The sequence below is a fragment of the Enterococcus hulanensis genome, assembly GCF_005405485.1.
Taxonomy (GTDB): domain Bacteria; phylum Bacillota; class Bacilli; order Lactobacillales; family Enterococcaceae; genus Enterococcus_A; species Enterococcus_A hulanensis.
Genome location: NZ_BJED01000029.1, coordinates 24,271 through 39,923, shown reverse-complemented (window position 1 = coordinate 39,923; position 15,653 = coordinate 24,271). Strand labels below are relative to the sequence as shown.

Here is a 15,653-nt window from a genome sequence, read left to right as displayed (position 1 = left end):
GAAAAGCTAGTTCGTGAAGCCAGACATGGATATACCCGCTACAAAGCGATTTATTCATGTGAAAATTTTATACTTTCGCCAGTCAAAAAAAGAGCTGTGTCGTAAAAACACAGCTCATGAATTGCTTTATTTACTTGTTAACTCACCGATAATGTCATTTGCTTGAACATCCTTTTGCTCAACCAATTCAAACTTATCGACTTTATCCATATTGGTTAATGCCACGATCATATCCGTCTTCTTGCCTGCTGCAACAACAGCTTCCAAGTCGACCTTCGCGATCATTTGTCCGCGTCCAACATGCTGTCCAGCTGTCACATAGACAGTGAACGGCTTGCCGCCTAGATCTACTGTATCCAGTCCCATATGCAATAGCACTTCGATGCCAGAAGGAGTAGTGATTCCCACCGCATGCTTCGTAGGAAAGACATTCGAGATCGTCCCTGACACAGGCGAGAAGATTTCACCAGCAGTTGGCAATACCGCATACCCGTCACCCATCATTTTTTCTGAGAAGACATCGTCAGAAACTTCAGTGATCGGCACTAAGCGTCCTTGCGCTACCGCAAACATTGCTTGTGCTTTAGGTGCTTCTTCTACTTCAACCGTCTGCTCGACAACGGCCCGAGAACCGCCTCCGCCGCCATGCAAACGGCTCATTTCGTCTGCCACAAACTGGACTTCCGTACCGACGATGACTTGAATATTCTTATCATCGATCACTTTCAATCCAGGAACACCAGTGGCTTTGATCTTACTTTGATCGACCGCACCAGTATCATTCACCTGCAAACGTAATCGCGTTGTACAGTTGTCGATTGCTGTAACATTTGCTGCGCCGCCTAAGGCATTGTAAATTCTTTCTGCCATCGCTGCGTGTTTGCCGCCGCCTGTTGTATCAATATCCGGTGTTTCTTCACCATCGCCTTCTTCGCGGCCTGGTGTCATCAGATTGAACTTAGTAATCGCAAAACGGAAACCAAAATAGTAAATCGCTGCGAAGACTAAACCTTGTAGAATCAGCATAAATGGCTGATTTGCGACAGGATTTTTTAATGATAAGAAGTAATCAACAAAGCCGGCACTGAAGGCGAACCCAGCAGTCCATTGGAAGAATGCACTTACTGCTAAAGACAAACCAGTAAAAATAGCATGTAAAACATACACTGGCCATGCCACAAACATGAATGAGAATTCCAACGGCTCAGTAACCCCTGTGAAGAAAGAAGCAAAAGCAGCAGCGATCATTAATGATGCCGTAACTTTTTTCTTTTCTGGGCGAGCACATTGATAGATCGCTAATGCTCCTGCCGGTAAACCGAACATCATTACTGGGAAGAATCCAGCTTGGTACATCCCTGTTTTACCAACGATCGCCAATCCTTGATCAATCGCTTGTTGGCCGGCCAGAAAGTTTCCAATATCATTAATGCCGGCAACGTCAAACCAAAATACAGAGTTTAATGCGTGGTGCAAGCCGGTCGGAATCAACAGACGGTTGAATAATCCGTACAGTCCTGCTCCGATAAAGCCTAATCCTGAGATACCCTCACCCAAACTAACTAATACATTATAAACTACTGGCCAAACAAATAATAAAACGGCCGAAATAGCTAACATACCTAATGCCGACATGATCGGTACTAAACGTTTTCCGCTAAAGAACGACAAGGCCATCGGAAGTTTAACGCCGCTGAAACGATTATACATTTCGGCTGCGACTAATCCGGCGATGATCCCTACGAATACGTTGTTTCCCATACTGTTGAAGGCCGGATTCACATCTGCGATATCCTTCAGGCCCAACAATGCTTGAACCGAAGTCGGTGCCAAAACCGCCTTTGGAACAAGATAGGCTACTAGACCAGCCAAAGCTGCGGCCCCGTCCTTGTCTTTTGACATCCCTAAAGCCAAACCGACTGAAAACAGTAATGCCAAATTATCTAAAATTGCTAACCCGCTGTTCATCAAGAATGTGGTCGCCACGTTGGTAACACCCATTCCGACGATCCAGTTGGCGATCCCAACTAAAATGGACGCCGCCGGCAGAACTGCTACTGGCAACATTAACGAACGCCCCATGCGCTGCATATATGCTTTCATATTTTATTCTTCTCCTTCATGTTCTTTCATTTTTCGCAATCGCTCGACATGAATCGCTACATAGCCCAGCTCTTCTGTCGTGATCGCTAACTGATAATGCTTCATCAAAAAGACCCGAATCTTCTTTGCCACTTGATAACTCTCGGGATACTTGCTGCGGACCATTTCGATAATGTCCTGATCCAAAACAGCATAACGCTGATTCTGATACCGCTGCAGTAACAGACGCAGATGATTGGCTAGACGAGAGTAATCCAAAGCCATTTCGCGCGAATGGATATTTACGTCTAACTCTTGTTCGATCAAATGGATCACATCGGAAATAATCGTGACTTCTCTGATACTGTCGTGATTATTATTTTTCCCCGTGCGAGCACTGTGGATATGGATCGCGATATAACCAGCTTCGTCATACCCATAAGGAATCTCTAACGTCCGATTCAGGTAATCGACCGCCCATTGCGCAATGCCAAATTCTTCGCCGTAAAGAATCTCGATTTCGCTTAAAAGCTTGTTGCGAATCACGATTCCATTAGCGATATTTTGGGCTGCAAAGGCGATATGATCTGTTAACGAAATGAAGATGTGCTCATTGAGCTTCTCCATCAGAACAGTCTCCGCATGGTCAATGATCGCTTCTGCAGCAAAAAAATAGGATTCATTTATTTGATTTAATAAGGTCTGTAACTTTTGCTGTCCTTCCGGCTCCATCACAAACAAACGCTCGATCTCACGGGAAAAAAGCAGATCATTTCTTTGCTTATTGAAGCCAACACCTTTACCGATGGCGATTTTTTCTTCTCCGCGATCGTCGACAAGCACTGCATTTTGATTCAATATCTTTTTGATTTTCATTTTCTTTCCTCATTCTGCAGAATAATTTCACTGTTTTGACTAGTTACCGGCCAAGTAAAAAGGCATGGAAAGAAGCACAAGGAGGACTCCTTGCGTTTCTTTCCATGCCTAGTATTATCTAGTCACATGAAACAGTATTGTTAACACTTTTGATTGTATAGACCAATGAAAGCTTTGTCAACACTTTTTTCACAAATTAATCGAAAGAATTTTTATTTTTTTGATATTTTTCGCACAAAAATTGGATTTCTTGATAGATTTCTTGGCACACCGCCTGATCCTTCGCATTGGCTCCGCTGGCTAATGGATGGCCGCCACCATGATAGCGCTTGGCAAGTTCATTAATGACCGGACCCTTAGAGCGAAGGCGAACACGATAATACCCTTCCGGCTGCTCGACAAAAACGGCCCAAGCCATGACAGCATCGATCGTTCCCGGCAGCGGTACAAGTGCCGCCGTATCAGAATCCTTGATCCCATATTTATTTAAGATGGCTTGATCTAAAAAGACATAGCCGGCACCATTCTCATCGATCTGCAAATTCTGGTAAAGGTAGCCTGACAGCTTCGCGACATTTAATGAAATCTGGTCGAGCTCGCGATTCAGCTTCGTCGCGTCAAAGCCATGATCCAACAGTTTCGCGGCTACTCGCAAGGTATGAGATGTCGTCGCTGGATATAAAAAGCGGCCAGTATCACCGACAATGCCCCCGTATAACAGGCGCGCCGCATTTTCTGTCATCGTTAACCCTTCCGTAAAGGCAAAGTCTGCGATGATCTCGCTGCAGCTGCTGGCTTTTGTATTGACCCAAAGCAAATCACCGTAAGGATCATCATTCGGATGATGGTCGATTTTGATCAGCTTCTCTCCAAGGCTGTAACGTTCATCGCTGATTCGCGGCGCGTTCGCCGTATCGGTCACGATCACTAAAGCCCCTTGATACAAATCGTCAGCAATCTCATCCATTTCAGCTAGAAAATCCAAGCCTTCCACCGATCCGCCGACTTGGTAAACTTCCTTTTCTGGAAAGTTCGCCCGCAGAATCTCAGCGAGTCCGCATTGTGAACCTAGCGCATCCGGATCTGGCCGCATATGGCGATGGATAATGATCCGATCGTATTGTTTAATCATCTGTAAAATTTCTTCTGTAATTGTCATTTGATTCCTCTTTCTAAGAACGCTCCATCACTTGGCAGACCACGATCGCTTTAGCGACGATCACATTGTCGATGTAGACTTCCAAGTCCACCTTGGCTGAACGCCGGCCTAGTTCTAAAGTTTTCGAATGTATTTCAATCTCGCTTTCCAATTGGATCAAGCGTAAATAATGCAGATTCATTTGTTCGATCAAGGTATTGCGGCGCTGATCCATCAGGATGCTTCGTTGCGCCACATTGGCGACGATCTCGCTTAAGACACCGAATGAAATCGTCCCGACACTATTGACCATCTGCGGCGTAACCTCAAATTTGAAATAAGGATTTTCCAGCAGGTTGTCCTCGCGGTCCGTATCGACGGTTACGATATCGCCAACGATTTGATCCGAGATCGTGTTGGACATTTGCGGTTGCCGCTGCACCAGCTGCATCGCCTTCATCACGTCTTGACGGCTGACCATTCCCACTAATGAAAGATCGTCTTTCACCACCGGCATCATTTCAAGTCCATCCCAAATCATTTGATGGCTGACAGAGGCGACACTCATGCTTTGCTTAACGACATTCGGATCACGAGTCATTACGCGGTCGATCATTTGATTTTCCGCTTTGCCTAAAACATCCTTGGCCGTTACGACGCCTAAAACCCGCATACTTTTATTCACGACAGGAAAACGTGAATGACCGGTTTTTTCAGACAGATGATGGTAATTCGAGATCGTATCGCCCGCCTCTAAATAGACCGTTTTTTCCAACGGCGTATAAATATCACTGACCTGCATAATATCCTTTTTGATCAATTGGTCACTCAATGCCCGGTTAATCATGGTTGCCACAGTAAATGAATCATAGGTCGTACTCAAGACAGGCAATTCCAAATCATCCGCCAGCTTCGCGATCTCCGGCGTCGTATCAAAACCACCGGTAATCAGCACAGCAGCGCCATCTTGCAGCGCTAATTTTTGCGCACCTTCACGATTTCCGATAATCAATAATGACCCCGGCGTGATATAGCGGCGCATCGCATCTTCCGTCATGGCACCGATAACAAATTTATTCAAGTCCTTGTCTAGCCCGTTAGAACCGCCTAAAACTTCGCCCTCAATGATGCGAACTACCTCACCAAAGGTCAAGCGCTCAATGTTTTTCTTTAATTTTCGTTCGATCCGGATCGTTCCTACCCGTTGGATCGTCGATACCAAACCAATATTTTCCGCATCTTTGATCGCGCGGTAAGCAGTCCCTTCACTGACACTTAGATTCTTGGCAATACTGCGGACAGAGATACGCTCGCCCACTGGCAGATTTTCGATATGTTCTAAAATCAAATCATGTTTTGTCGCCATAGTTTCCTCCCGTTATAGCATTTATCTATCGTATTAGTACAGCTTAGCAAAACCAGTATAACAGAGTACCTAAAAAAAAAGAAGTCAACCGTTACCATTCAAGTAACAATCAACTTCTTTTGTACTAGTAATTTTTTTAATTCACCGCTTTTTTACTGAAACGCACAAGCGAGATCACCAAGGCAATGACACAGATTACCAAAGAGGCCATGAAGGTCACCCGCATCCCAAAGATAAAAATATCCGGCCGACCATCAATATAGGTCGTTACCCGTTGACCATAAGACGCGCTCATCCCGCTATATAGGATCGTCGTCGATAACGCGATCCCGATAACCATGCCAAGATTTCTAGCAAATGAATTCATACTGCCGGCAACTCCAAGGTTTTCCTTTTCAACGCTGCTCATAACGATCGTGTTATTCGGAGATTGGAACAGCGCATTGCCCATTCCCATGATCGCCGTTGCCAACACATAGTACCAGATTGGGCTCAGCTGATTCATGAAGACATACAATAATTGCGTGATGGATAACAGCGTCAAGCCGATCAAAACCAGTTTTTGCGGCCCGATTTTATCCGTCAAATATCCGCTCAAGGGGGAACCGATGACCATCAAGAAGGGAAAGACCATCATCAATAATCCCGCAAAGCTGGCGCTCAAGCCCCGCGCATTCTGCAAGTAAAACGGCATGACCACGTTCACGAAAAAGTTGGCCGAAAAAATCAACAGCGCGGTGATCAAGCTCATAGTAAACATTTTATTTTTCAAAATGCTAAATACCAATAACGGATTTTCTTTTCGTTTTTCCACTTGAATAAAGCTGATGAAAAACACGATCGCAACGATCAGCAAAATCAACGGCAAGGTGTGAACATACCCCACCTCTTGTCCAATAAAGACCGCACCGAAGAAGCTCATGATCGTGATGGCAAACGTGACAAACCCCAGCCAATCGATCTTCTTCTTGGACGTTGTAATATCCTTCGGTAAAAACTTTTCACCGATCAGAATCGTCAAAATCCCCACCGGAACATTGATCCAGAAAATGTACGACCAAGAAAAATGCGCCAAGATCAACCCGCCGATCCCCGGTCCTGCGATCGAGCCTAGTGAGACAAACGCACCGATTGCACCTAACGCTCTTCCTCGTTCATTCATCGGAAAGACCTCAGTCGTGATCCCTGTATTAGTTGCCATCGTCATACTGGCGCCAATCCCTTGAATCACCCGGCCAAAAAGCAGCATCGCCAATGAATGATTGAAGCCGCACAGCAGCGATCCTAAAGTAAAGATCAGCGTACCGATTCGATACACCTTGATCTTACCAAAGCTGTCTCCGACTTTTCCGAAAAGCAGCAGACAGGCACAGACGATCATCAGATAGATCGACACGACCCATTCAGCCTTATTCATCGGCACTGCCAGATCCTTTGAAATCGTCGGCAGCGCGATATTTACGATACTGGAGTCCAAGGTGGACATAAAGGTAAACATCGCGACAGACACTAAAATCCACCAGCGATTCTTTTGAACCACTGGATCATCTTGATAGGTTTTCATTAAAAAGACTTCCTTCCACTACAAAAAAAATAGACCATAGCTATTCTAAAGGATAGTCTTCAAAAAATGCAAACCAAAACAAAAACGAGAGATTACTCTCCCGTTTGTTTATCATATTTTCCATGTTCACGATCTTCAAAAGTCATGAAATAGCCATTAGTGATTCTCTTTTCGTAAATATGATGGCAATTGGGGCACTCCACCGGCATTGCTTCTTTCGGATGTTCCTGAACATTCAATACCTCATCAACAAAAAAATGGGTGCCGCAATTTGGACACTTTAATGGTTTTTCCAACATATAACCAGCCCTCTCTACATTTGCTACTACTACAATAATACTCCTTTTTGCCAAAAAAACAGAGTGGTAAGTATTAAAAAAAGCATCTCCGATCAAAAAATGATGAGAGATACTTTAGAGGTAATTATTTGCGGCGTCCGCGACGTTGATTTGCCTCCATGATAACTGGCAGAATCACTGGACGACGTTTGGTTTGTTCAAATAAATAGCGGCTCAGCTGATCGCGGATATCTTGTTTTAATTTGCTCCATTCGAAATCATCCGAATGCAGATGCTTTTCTACGATCTCACTAGTCGTTTCGGCGCTTTCCTTGATCAAATCACGACTGGCTTTGATATAGACGAAGCCGCGAGAAGTAATCTGCGGTGCCGATACGATTTTTTTCAGTTTGCGGTCGATCGTTACTACAATAACGAAGATCCCATCATCTGACAGCACTTTACGATCGCGTAATACGATATTGCCGATATCTCCGACACCGATCCCATCGATCATGATATTGTCCGCTGGTACGCTGCCGGCAGCACTCATATGTTTATTTTTGTACTCCAGCACATCGCCGCGGCCGGTAATGAAAATGTCCTTAAACGGAATACCCATTTCATTTGCCAAGCGAGCATGAGCTGCCAGTTGACGATATTCCCCCTGTACCGGAATAAAATATTTCGGCGACATAAAGTTCATCATCATTTGCAGATCACGCGGGTTGGCATGCCCAGAAACGCGTAAGTTTTCAGAGATGCTCTTCACAATCCCGCCGGCACGATAGATCATATCTTCGGTTTTCGCGACAGTTGTTTCCATCGCGATCGTCGGTGTCGTGGTGATGTAAACGAGATCGCCATCTTCAATCTTTAAATTGCGGTGAGAACGATTCGCCATTTTTTGCAATGACTTGATCGGTTCACCCATGCGGCCTGTTTCTAAAACGATCAATTCTTCTGGCGCATATTTCTTCATTTCCTTGATCGTAATCAAGATATCTTCAGGAACCTCTAACTTATTCAGACGCATCGCTGTTTTGATGATGCGGTCCAAATCCTGTCCGGTCAAGACGACTTTGCGTCCAGCTTTTTCTGCCGCGTTCAAGATTTGCTGAACGCGCTGCAGGTTGCTGGCGACACTAGCCACGATGATTCGGCCGTCCCATTCATTGATGGTATCGTAAACTTCGCTGGCGATTTCTCGTTCAGAAGCGACTTGGATCGGATTTTCAGCATTAGATGAAGAACTTAGTAACGCCAAAACGCCTTCCGAACCGATCTCAGCTAACCGACGATAATTCGTCGCGTACATTGGGATCGCAGTCGGATCAAATTTGAAGTCTCCAGTATAAACCACACTGCCTTCAGCCGTTTTCAAGCTGATCCCCACAGAATCAGGAATTGTGTGGGTCGTTCGGAAGAAGCTGATGATCGCAGTGCCAAAATCGATCTCTGTATGCTCGTCAATTACGTGAAAATCTTTAAAGCCTTTGCTTTCTTCATTTTGACTCACGTTTAATTTGGCTAACTCAATCGTCAATTCCGTTCCGAAGACCGGTACTGCCACCTCAGATACTAAATAAGGCAGTGCTCCGATCGCATCCGCATGTCCATGAGTCAAGAAGACCCCCGCCACACGCTCCGCATTTTCAATTAAATAGGTAAAATCAGGAATCACAACATCGATCCCCAGCAATTCATTTTCTGGATATTTCAGTCCGCAATCTAGGACGAAAATATCGTTATCCACTTCAACCGCGTACATGTTTTTACCATTTTCACGTACTCCGCTGAAGGGAATTATTTTGACTGTACTCAAAAAATCCACCTCTCTAAAATTTTCTATAATAGATTTATCTATTGTTTTCAGCTTCCTCAGACCCCGTAATCAGTACGGTCTGTGCCTATACTCATTAGCTATTATACATGATTTTTTCTGAAAAACCATTGATGGGAAATGAATGCCTGCTCTCCTTTAAAAGAATCTTACTTTGGCAGCGGATTTTTCTATTCATTCAAGCTAGAATAGTCGGCATTTTCAAAACAAAAAAAAGCGTGAATCATCACTCACGCTTTTTGGCTTCTATTCAAATAAACCCATGTCATACATTGTTTCGGCGATTTGCAGCGAGTTCCAGGCAGCACCTTTTAACAAGTTATCTGACACGACCCAAAGATGCACACCTTTTTCCTCATCCGGATCTTTACGAATCCGGCCAACGAATGTGCCTTTTTTGCCGATACTATTCAACGCCTGCGGATAGATTTGCTGACTTGGATCATCCTCCAACACCGCGCCGGGTGCTTTGGCGATCAAAGCTTGGATCTCTGCTACCGTCGCAGTTTTCTCCGTTTCAATGTAGACAGATTCGGAATGTCCGCTCATCACTGGAATTCGAACACAAGTCGCTGAGACCTTGATCGTGTCATCTTCCATGATTTTCTTCGTTTCATTGATCATTTTCCATTCTTCATTCGTATAGCCTTCATCGGCGAATACATCGATTTGAGGCAGAGCATTGAAGGCTAATGGATAATGCTTCTCGTCACCGCCGCACGGCAGAATATCTGCCTTCCATTCATCGACAGGCTTTTCAGCTAAGAAGTCCCGCGTTTGCTGTTTCAATTCCTCCATCGCCTGATTTCCAGCGCCTGATACCGCTTGGTAAGTCGATACGATCACTCGTTTCAAACCATAGGCTTGGCGAATCGGCTCTAACGCTACCATCATTTGGATCGTCGAACAGTTAGGATTGGCGATGATGCCCTTATGATTGCGCAAGGCTTCCGGATTCACTTCCGGCACCACCAATGGTACTTCTGGGTCCATTCGGAAATGGCTGGTGTTATCCACTACGACCGCTCCGCGTTTTACTGCTTCTGGTGCAAACTTGGCAGAGATTCCGCCGCCTGCTGAGAATAGCGCAAGATCAACGCCTTCGAATGAATCAGGTACTAATTCTTCGATCGTTTGGGTCTCGCCTTTAAATGAAAGTTGCTTTCCAGCAGAACGCTTCGAAGCCAAAAATTTTACTGTACCTAATGGCAAAGAACTATCTTCTAATAGTTTGATCATTTGTGTTCCTACTGCGCCAGTAGCACCGACGACTGCAACGTTCATTTTTCTCATCATAATCACTCTTTCATTTCATAGTATTTTAACAGTTTATCATATTTGTTCCGAAACGCAAGTCATCTTTCATTATTCCGCTTCATTCAAATTGTTAAAACTTTCAACACAATATTAGTCTTATTTTCCAACAGTTCGATTGACCTAAATAATTGATATAACAAAGATAAAATAAACTTTCTAATCAAAATATTGTAAAAAGTTTTAAAAAAACGAAGATTATTGAATAATTTTATTGTAGTTTTCTAATAAAAGCTTTAGAATTAATACAGAAGCGTTATTCACAGGAGGTCGATCAATGGAAGTTAACGGGTTTATCATTAAGCAGATGCGCGAAGATGCTGGTTTACCACGTGATACTTTTAGTGCAATCTGTCCACCAGCCGAATTAGAACTGATTGAAGTAAAAAATGAAGGCGCGTTAGAGGTTATTTTAGATCTTTGTGGAAAGTTGAACATTTTCTATCATCAAGCTTTTCCAGAAGCCACCCTTTTAACAGAAGTTTCCTTATTGAACATCGTCCGCAGCTTACATTTACGTCAAGAGTTTTCAAGTGTTTTATTTTTGTTGGATACTTATGGAAAGAAAATTACTTACAACAATGCACGAATCGTTGGCCACCTGTTGTATTTTCGAGCCTATGCAAATCTATTCGGCAATCACGATACAAAAAAAGCCGTCTACTATTTTCAACGAGCCTATACTTTTTTACACGATGAAAAACGCTATGAACCGCTAGTACTCAGGGGATTAGCCACTTGTTATCAAGCAAACGAAGAAAAAAAGCGCGCAAGCATTTTTTTTGAACGCGCTGAACAATTGGAGGAAAAAATGAATACTCAATTACAATTAGGTCCATCTTATTATCATGCAGCTTGTTACTACGCCGATCGCGGAAATCAGGAAAAAGCCAATGAGCTTTGTGATGAAGGAATCGAAACCTTATTAGAAGTAAATCTGTCCGCCGGTTTGGAAGAATTGTTCTTTGAAAAGGCCATTATCCAAGAAAATCTCGCCGAACAAGTTCAGTTATTAAAGCAGGCCGATTACTATGCTGACTTAAACAATAATCACCAGCTTAAAGAATTGATCAACAAAAAACTGACAAATAATTAACAAAAAGAGCACGAGAACGGCTAAACTATTTAGCTGATCCCGTGCTTTTATTCTTATCTACGCATTTTCCAAAGCCTTCTTTGGTCGATAAAAGACCATGTACAAAACAGCAACGATCAGCGGGATCACAGCACAGAAAATGTAGATATGCTGATAAGAGCCTAAGATTCCTTTGATCGCTCCCAATAAATAGGGACCGACTCCTAACCCCAGATCAAGCCCAATGAAATAAGTTGAAAGGGCCACCCCGATCCGAGCCGTGTCCACAAGCTTCAAGGTGACTGCTTGACCGTTCGCCATAAAGGTACCATACCCCAACCCTACAAACGCTCCGGCAACCAATAAAACAACCGCGTTTCCGGTAAAGGCTAGCAAAAGCAACCCGATCGTCAGACAAATAAAGCTTGGATACATCACGGCGTTCTCGCCATGCTTGTCAAAAATTTTCCCCGACATTGGCCGTGTCACAGTAACCACCAATGCGTAAACCACAAAGAAGAAAGCCCCTGCCGTCACTAAATGCAACTGATCCGCATAAATCGAAAGAAAACCTAAAACACTCGAATAGGCGATCCCAATCAAAAAGGCAATGCCGGCAATAAACAGGACTTTAAGCTCAATAAAGCTTTCTAAACTAAATGTATTGATTCTTGCTCGATGCTCTTCAGTTAAAACAATATTTTCTACTTTGAACTTGAAGCAAGCTATTGCAGTGATAAAGGCTAAAATGACAGCAAGAACGATGATCGCTTTAAAACCAACCAGCGGCAATAAAAGCAACCCGATAAACGGACCAATCGCTGCGGCCAAACTGGTACTCAACCCGTAATAATTAATCCCTTCGCCATATTTTGCTTCCGGAATATAAGCCGTGACGATAGCGTTGGCCGCTGTCGATACTGCCCCATAACCAAACCCATTTAAGAAACGCACACCATCTAAAATAAAGATGTTGCTGCTGATCAAATAGGCGGCCGTAGTAACCAAATAAAATAGTGCGCCGTAACGCAGGACTGCTCGGCGGCCGAATAATTCCAATTTCTTTCCGATATATAAACGAGCCAGCAATGTTCCAATAATATAGATCCCCACCGCAAATCCTGCCTGTGCAGTCGTTGCTCCTAAACTCTGTGTTGCATATTTCGCCGTGATTACGACAAAACAATAATAAACTAAAAAGACGACAAAATTGATAATTGTAATTGTGACAAAACCTTTATTGAATAACTTTTCTTCTTCCTTAATTTTCATTACCCACTCTCATTATTATGCGATACTCTCATTTAATTTTTTCAAATCAGAAATTTTTTCCGCGACCTTATTATAGTTAGACGGATAACGATCCACCGCTTGACTAATAAATAAATCCCGCGTGTGGTCAAACGCCGCTAAAAAATCGGTAAGTGCTTCGTCATTTTCCTGCGTATAATCCTTTCTCAGCATCAAAGCATTCTGATAAGCATCATTTAGAAAAACTAAAACTGCTTCCTTTTCAAACCGTACCCTGTAGGCCGATTCCAATCGTTCGATCATTGCACATGTCCATTTCTTCATGAATAACCACTCCTTTTTCATAATAAAGAATTTATTTTCCCAAGTTCGGGAAAAATAAGTTCGATTTTCAAGCCGTATATCATCCAACTAGTTCCTTGTACTTTATTTCAGTTAAGCTTTTTCTTTCCCTCTTTTCTTATAAACTGGGAAAAGTTGGACTGACATCCTTTTTCATATTATTGAGTTTGTTTGGCTTACTTGATTGATTATACGGATAAAAAAAAAGCTGGAAATCAGCTTTCATAATGAGAAATGACTTTGAAATTTTTTATTCAAAAAAAGCATTAACATTTGTTAGTATCTTTTTTAAACATACTTTTGACTAAAATACCCGCCCACTTATGATAAAATAGCAATGAAAATTTCAGCAAATCACGGAAGGAATCACGGAAAATTGGACAATACAGCTTTAACAGACTACTTAAAACAAAAAAAATTCCCGATCGTAACTAAAGAGTATAAGAAATATTTACTCTACGAAGGAATTCAAGACCACCATGTTTACATTTTGAAAAGCGGCGTCATCAAGACCAGTGTCATCTCCAAAGATGGGCGCGAATTCAATTTGGAATACATCAATGATCTCGAAGTAGTATCATTGTTAAAGGATGAATACTCTCAATTTATCGATGCCCCTTTTAATATTCGCGTCGAATCCGAAAAGGCCGAGCTTTATCAAATCGATCGGGTCGAATTTTGGAAAGATATCAATCAAAATTTTGAACTGCAAATCTACGTTAAAAACTATTACCGCGAACGGTTGCTTAAATCAATGAAGCGAACCCAGCAAATGCTGATGAACGGCAAGTTCGGTGCCGTCTGTACCCAGATTTATGATCTGTACGATAAATTCGGTGTTGAGTTTCAAGAGGGCGTCTTAATTGATTTTGTCGTAACGAATGAAGAAATTGCTCATTTCTGCGGTATCAATGCCGCCAGCAGCGTCAGCCGCATCATGCATGATTTGAAAAGCTGCGGCGCGATCAAAATGATCGATCGAAAAATTTTTATTAAAAACATCGAATTGATCAAAGACAATATTATTTTCTAAATCAAAAGCTCCAGCCAAGAATTACTCGGCTGAAGCTTTTTTAGATTTCCGTTCCATATTCGACCGGCTTATCAAACTCTCCCGGTGCATCATCATAAATATGCCCATAGATAAATACTGGCATCCCGATATAACTATACTCGTAAATTTGCGCGACCTGCGCTTTCGGTGTATTCACGCAGCCGTAGCTTCCCAAATCGGTCAGATAGGCGCCCGGCTGACCAAAATATTGCAATTTATGATCCGTGTCATGCAGTCCGATCTCCGTGATCGTCTGTCCATAACTTAAAAGCGGCAGCCAATAATCTACCGGAACGTTGTAGGTGCCGTCTCCCGTCGTCAGAACGCCGCTTAAATCGACATTCCGCCGTTTATCCATAATAGTATGGAAACCTGGTACCGTCGCTGTCCCCTTATTATATCGCCCTGTAATCACGTCAGTCTCAACGACCAGCTTCCCTTTATCAAAGCAGTACATTTTCTGATTGTCTAAATCAACCTCGATATAATTTTTGGTTACGTGCAGCGGTTGTTTTTTCGTGTCGCCTTTTAATACCAGCTGAATTGTTTTAGTATCGGGATTTTTCAATTCTTTAACGAATTTTTTAACAGACTGTTCGATATCAATGAACCAGCCATAATTTCCAACATTTTTATAACGCAAATGCTGCCCATGGATATTGGTAAAATCAACCGATTGATAGATAGTCGAATATTCCCGCTCCAAATCCGCTACCCACTCAGTGATCGAAGCCTGATCGAAATTTCCCTGATCATCGACAGATGCTGCCAGCATTTGTTCCGTCAAAGGAATCGTTTTTTTGTTCAGTCTTAATTTGATCCCGCGTTTTCTGATCTCCTCCAGCTTCTGTGGAACATTTTTCTGCTCCAGCTCCTTCGCTCTGATTTCCGGCTCACGATAAAAATCAGCTAAATCATATTCTGTTTGTAATGTTCCTTCATCAAATGCTGCGCAGAGTTCTTTGCGAATACGAATCGAATCCACCATCGTCCCGCTTTTTTCCGGCTCAATCCGAAACTTATTTTCCGCATAGATGATCTTCGCATCCTTTGCAGCTTTTCCCCCAAGAAAAGTGGCCGAATTGATCGCTTGGACCAAATTTTCTTTTGCACCCTTTTTAAACGGCAGGCTGAACTCTCCTCTGCGAATGTTTTTCTTCAAATAGTCAGTATCAATCTGATACGGTGAAGTCAGCTGCAATTGGACGGTTTGGTTCTCGCCCTTCAATTGAATCTCCACCTGTTTTGTTTCTTGCCGAATTTTTTCTTCTGCCTTGTTCACTGATAAGCCGCCAACAGCGACATTCGCGACAGTTGACCCAAAGTAAAAATGTGAACCAAAATATAAAAAAATCAGCATAAAAAAGGTCATTGCCCCCGCAACAACACCAACAATCCGCAGCACTACTCGATTTTCATGCTCCTCCAACACCTATCACCCACTTTATTAAGCCCGATAATTACCCATAT

General features: G+C 43.0%; 13 protein-coding genes. 2 read left to right on the top strand and 11 right to left on the bottom strand.

The features are described from left to right. Positions 1 to 126: 126 nt before the first annotated feature. From nagE to FFR60_RS21435, 8 genes are all read right to left on the bottom strand, one after another. A complete protein-coding gene (gene nagE, locus FFR60_RS21470; RefSeq protein ID WP_137665750.1) occupies positions 127 to 2,103 on the bottom strand; it encodes an N-acetylglucosamine-specific PTS transporter subunit IIBC in 1,977 nt (658 codons plus the stop codon). Between the two features lie 3 nt (positions 2,104 to 2,106). Further along, entirely contained in the window at positions 2,107 to 2,958 is an 852-nt protein-coding gene (locus tag FFR60_RS21465) for a PRD domain-containing protein (protein ID WP_137665749.1), read from the bottom strand. Between the two features lie 196 nt (positions 2,959 to 3,154). Then, positions 3,155 to 4,117, bottom strand: a complete 963-nt coding sequence (locus FFR60_RS21460; protein WP_137665748.1) for a DHH family phosphoesterase — start codon at positions 4,115 to 4,117, stop codon at positions 3,155 to 3,157. A 13-nt stretch (positions 4,118 to 4,130) separates the two neighbouring features. Further along, positions 4,131 to 5,462, bottom strand: coding sequence for a DRTGG domain-containing protein (locus FFR60_RS21455; RefSeq protein WP_088934565.1), 1,332 nt, complete (start codon positions 5,460 to 5,462; stop codon positions 4,131 to 4,133). Between the two features lie 136 nt (positions 5,463 to 5,598). Further along, positions 5,599 to 7,026, bottom strand: a complete 1,428-nt coding sequence (locus FFR60_RS21450; RefSeq protein ID WP_137665747.1) for an MFS transporter — start codon at positions 7,024 to 7,026, stop codon at positions 5,599 to 5,601. 92 nt (positions 7,027 to 7,118) lie between these two features. Continuing rightward, positions 7,119 to 7,325: an MJ0042-type zinc finger domain-containing protein gene (locus FFR60_RS21445; RefSeq protein ID WP_137665746.1), complete on the bottom strand. Its 207-nt coding sequence runs from the start codon at positions 7,323 to 7,325 to the stop codon at positions 7,119 to 7,121. A 124-nt stretch (positions 7,326 to 7,449) separates the two neighbouring features. Beyond that, positions 7,450 to 9,129 (bottom strand): ribonuclease J, encoded by a 1,680-nt coding sequence (locus tag FFR60_RS21440; RefSeq protein ID WP_137665745.1) that lies wholly within the window; start codon positions 9,127 to 9,129, stop codon positions 7,450 to 7,452. Positions 9,130 to 9,393: 264 nt separating this feature from the next. Then, positions 9,394 to 10,440 carry an aspartate-semialdehyde dehydrogenase gene (locus tag FFR60_RS21435; RefSeq protein WP_137665753.1) on the bottom strand — a complete coding sequence of 349 codons (1,047 nt, stop codon included), beginning with the start codon at positions 10,438 to 10,440 and terminating at the stop codon, positions 9,394 to 9,396. 298 nt (positions 10,441 to 10,738) lie between these two features. On the opposite strand from FFR60_RS21435, the gene FFR60_RS21430 reads away from it, so the two are divergent. After that, on the top strand, positions 10,739 to 11,557 hold the full coding sequence (locus FFR60_RS21430) for a hypothetical protein (protein ID WP_137665744.1): 819 nt from the start codon (positions 10,739 to 10,741) through the stop codon (positions 11,555 to 11,557). 57 nt (positions 11,558 to 11,614) lie between these two features. Here FFR60_RS21430 and FFR60_RS21425 read toward each other — a convergent pair whose 3' ends face one another. Further along, positions 11,615 to 12,808 carry an MFS transporter gene (locus tag FFR60_RS21425; protein ID WP_137665743.1) on the bottom strand — a complete coding sequence of 398 codons (1,194 nt, stop codon included), beginning with the start codon at positions 12,806 to 12,808 and terminating at the stop codon, positions 11,615 to 11,617. A gap of 15 nt (positions 12,809 to 12,823) precedes the next feature. Then, a complete protein-coding gene (locus FFR60_RS21420; protein ID WP_171004999.1) occupies positions 12,824 to 13,111 on the bottom strand; it encodes a hypothetical protein in 288 nt (95 codons plus the stop codon). Positions 13,112 to 13,505: 394 nt separating this feature from the next. Between FFR60_RS21420 and FFR60_RS21415 the strand changes: the two genes are divergently transcribed. Continuing rightward, the gene (locus FFR60_RS21415; protein ID WP_137665752.1) at positions 13,506 to 14,162 is read left to right on the top strand and encodes a Crp/Fnr family transcriptional regulator; all 657 of its coding nucleotides are present in this window, start codon (positions 13,506 to 13,508) and stop codon (positions 14,160 to 14,162) included. 40 nt (positions 14,163 to 14,202) lie between these two features. On the opposite strand, the gene FFR60_RS21410 is transcribed toward FFR60_RS21415, so the two are convergent. Further along, positions 14,203 to 15,615, bottom strand: coding sequence for a L,D-transpeptidase (locus FFR60_RS21410; RefSeq protein ID WP_249355062.1), 1,413 nt, complete (start codon positions 15,613 to 15,615; stop codon positions 14,203 to 14,205). Between the last annotated feature and the right edge of the window lie 38 nt (positions 15,616 to 15,653).

What these genes read in the sequence shown, in the direction of transcription:
- FFR60_RS21465 (WP_137665749.1), bottom strand. Translation starts at nt 2,958, where the DNA reads ATGAAAATCAAAAAGATATTGAATCAAAATGCAGTGCTTGTCGACGAT.
- FFR60_RS21450 (WP_137665747.1), bottom strand. Translation starts at nt 7,026, where the DNA reads ATGAAAACCTATCAAGATGATCCAGTGGTTCAAAAGAATCGCTGGTGG.
- FFR60_RS21425 (WP_137665743.1), bottom strand. Translation starts at nt 12,808, where the DNA reads ATGAAAATTAAGGAAGAAGAAAAGTTATTCAATAAAGGTTTTGTCACA.
- FFR60_RS21460 (WP_137665748.1), bottom strand. Translation starts at nt 4,117, where the DNA reads ATGACAATTACAGAAGAAATTTTACAGATGATTAAACAATACGATCGG.
- FFR60_RS21445 (WP_137665746.1), bottom strand. Translation starts at nt 7,325, where the DNA reads ATGTTGGAAAAACCATTAAAGTGTCCAAATTGCGGCACCCATTTTTTT.
- FFR60_RS21455 (WP_088934565.1), bottom strand. Translation starts at nt 5,462, where the DNA reads ATGGCGACAAAACATGATTTGATTTTAGAACATATCGAAAATCTGCCA.
- FFR60_RS21420 (WP_171004999.1), bottom strand. Translation starts at nt 13,111, where the DNA reads ATGAAGAAATGGACATGTGCAATGATCGAACGATTGGAATCGGCCTAC.
- FFR60_RS21435 (WP_137665753.1), bottom strand. Translation starts at nt 10,440, where the DNA reads ATGAGAAAAATGAACGTTGCAGTCGTCGGTGCTACTGGCGCAGTAGGA.
- FFR60_RS21430 (WP_137665744.1), top strand. Translation starts at nt 10,739, where the DNA reads ATGGAAGTTAACGGGTTTATCATTAAGCAGATGCGCGAAGATGCTGGT.
- nagE (WP_137665750.1), bottom strand. Translation starts at nt 2,103, where the DNA reads ATGAAAGCATATATGCAGCGCATGGGGCGTTCGTTAATGTTGCCAGTA.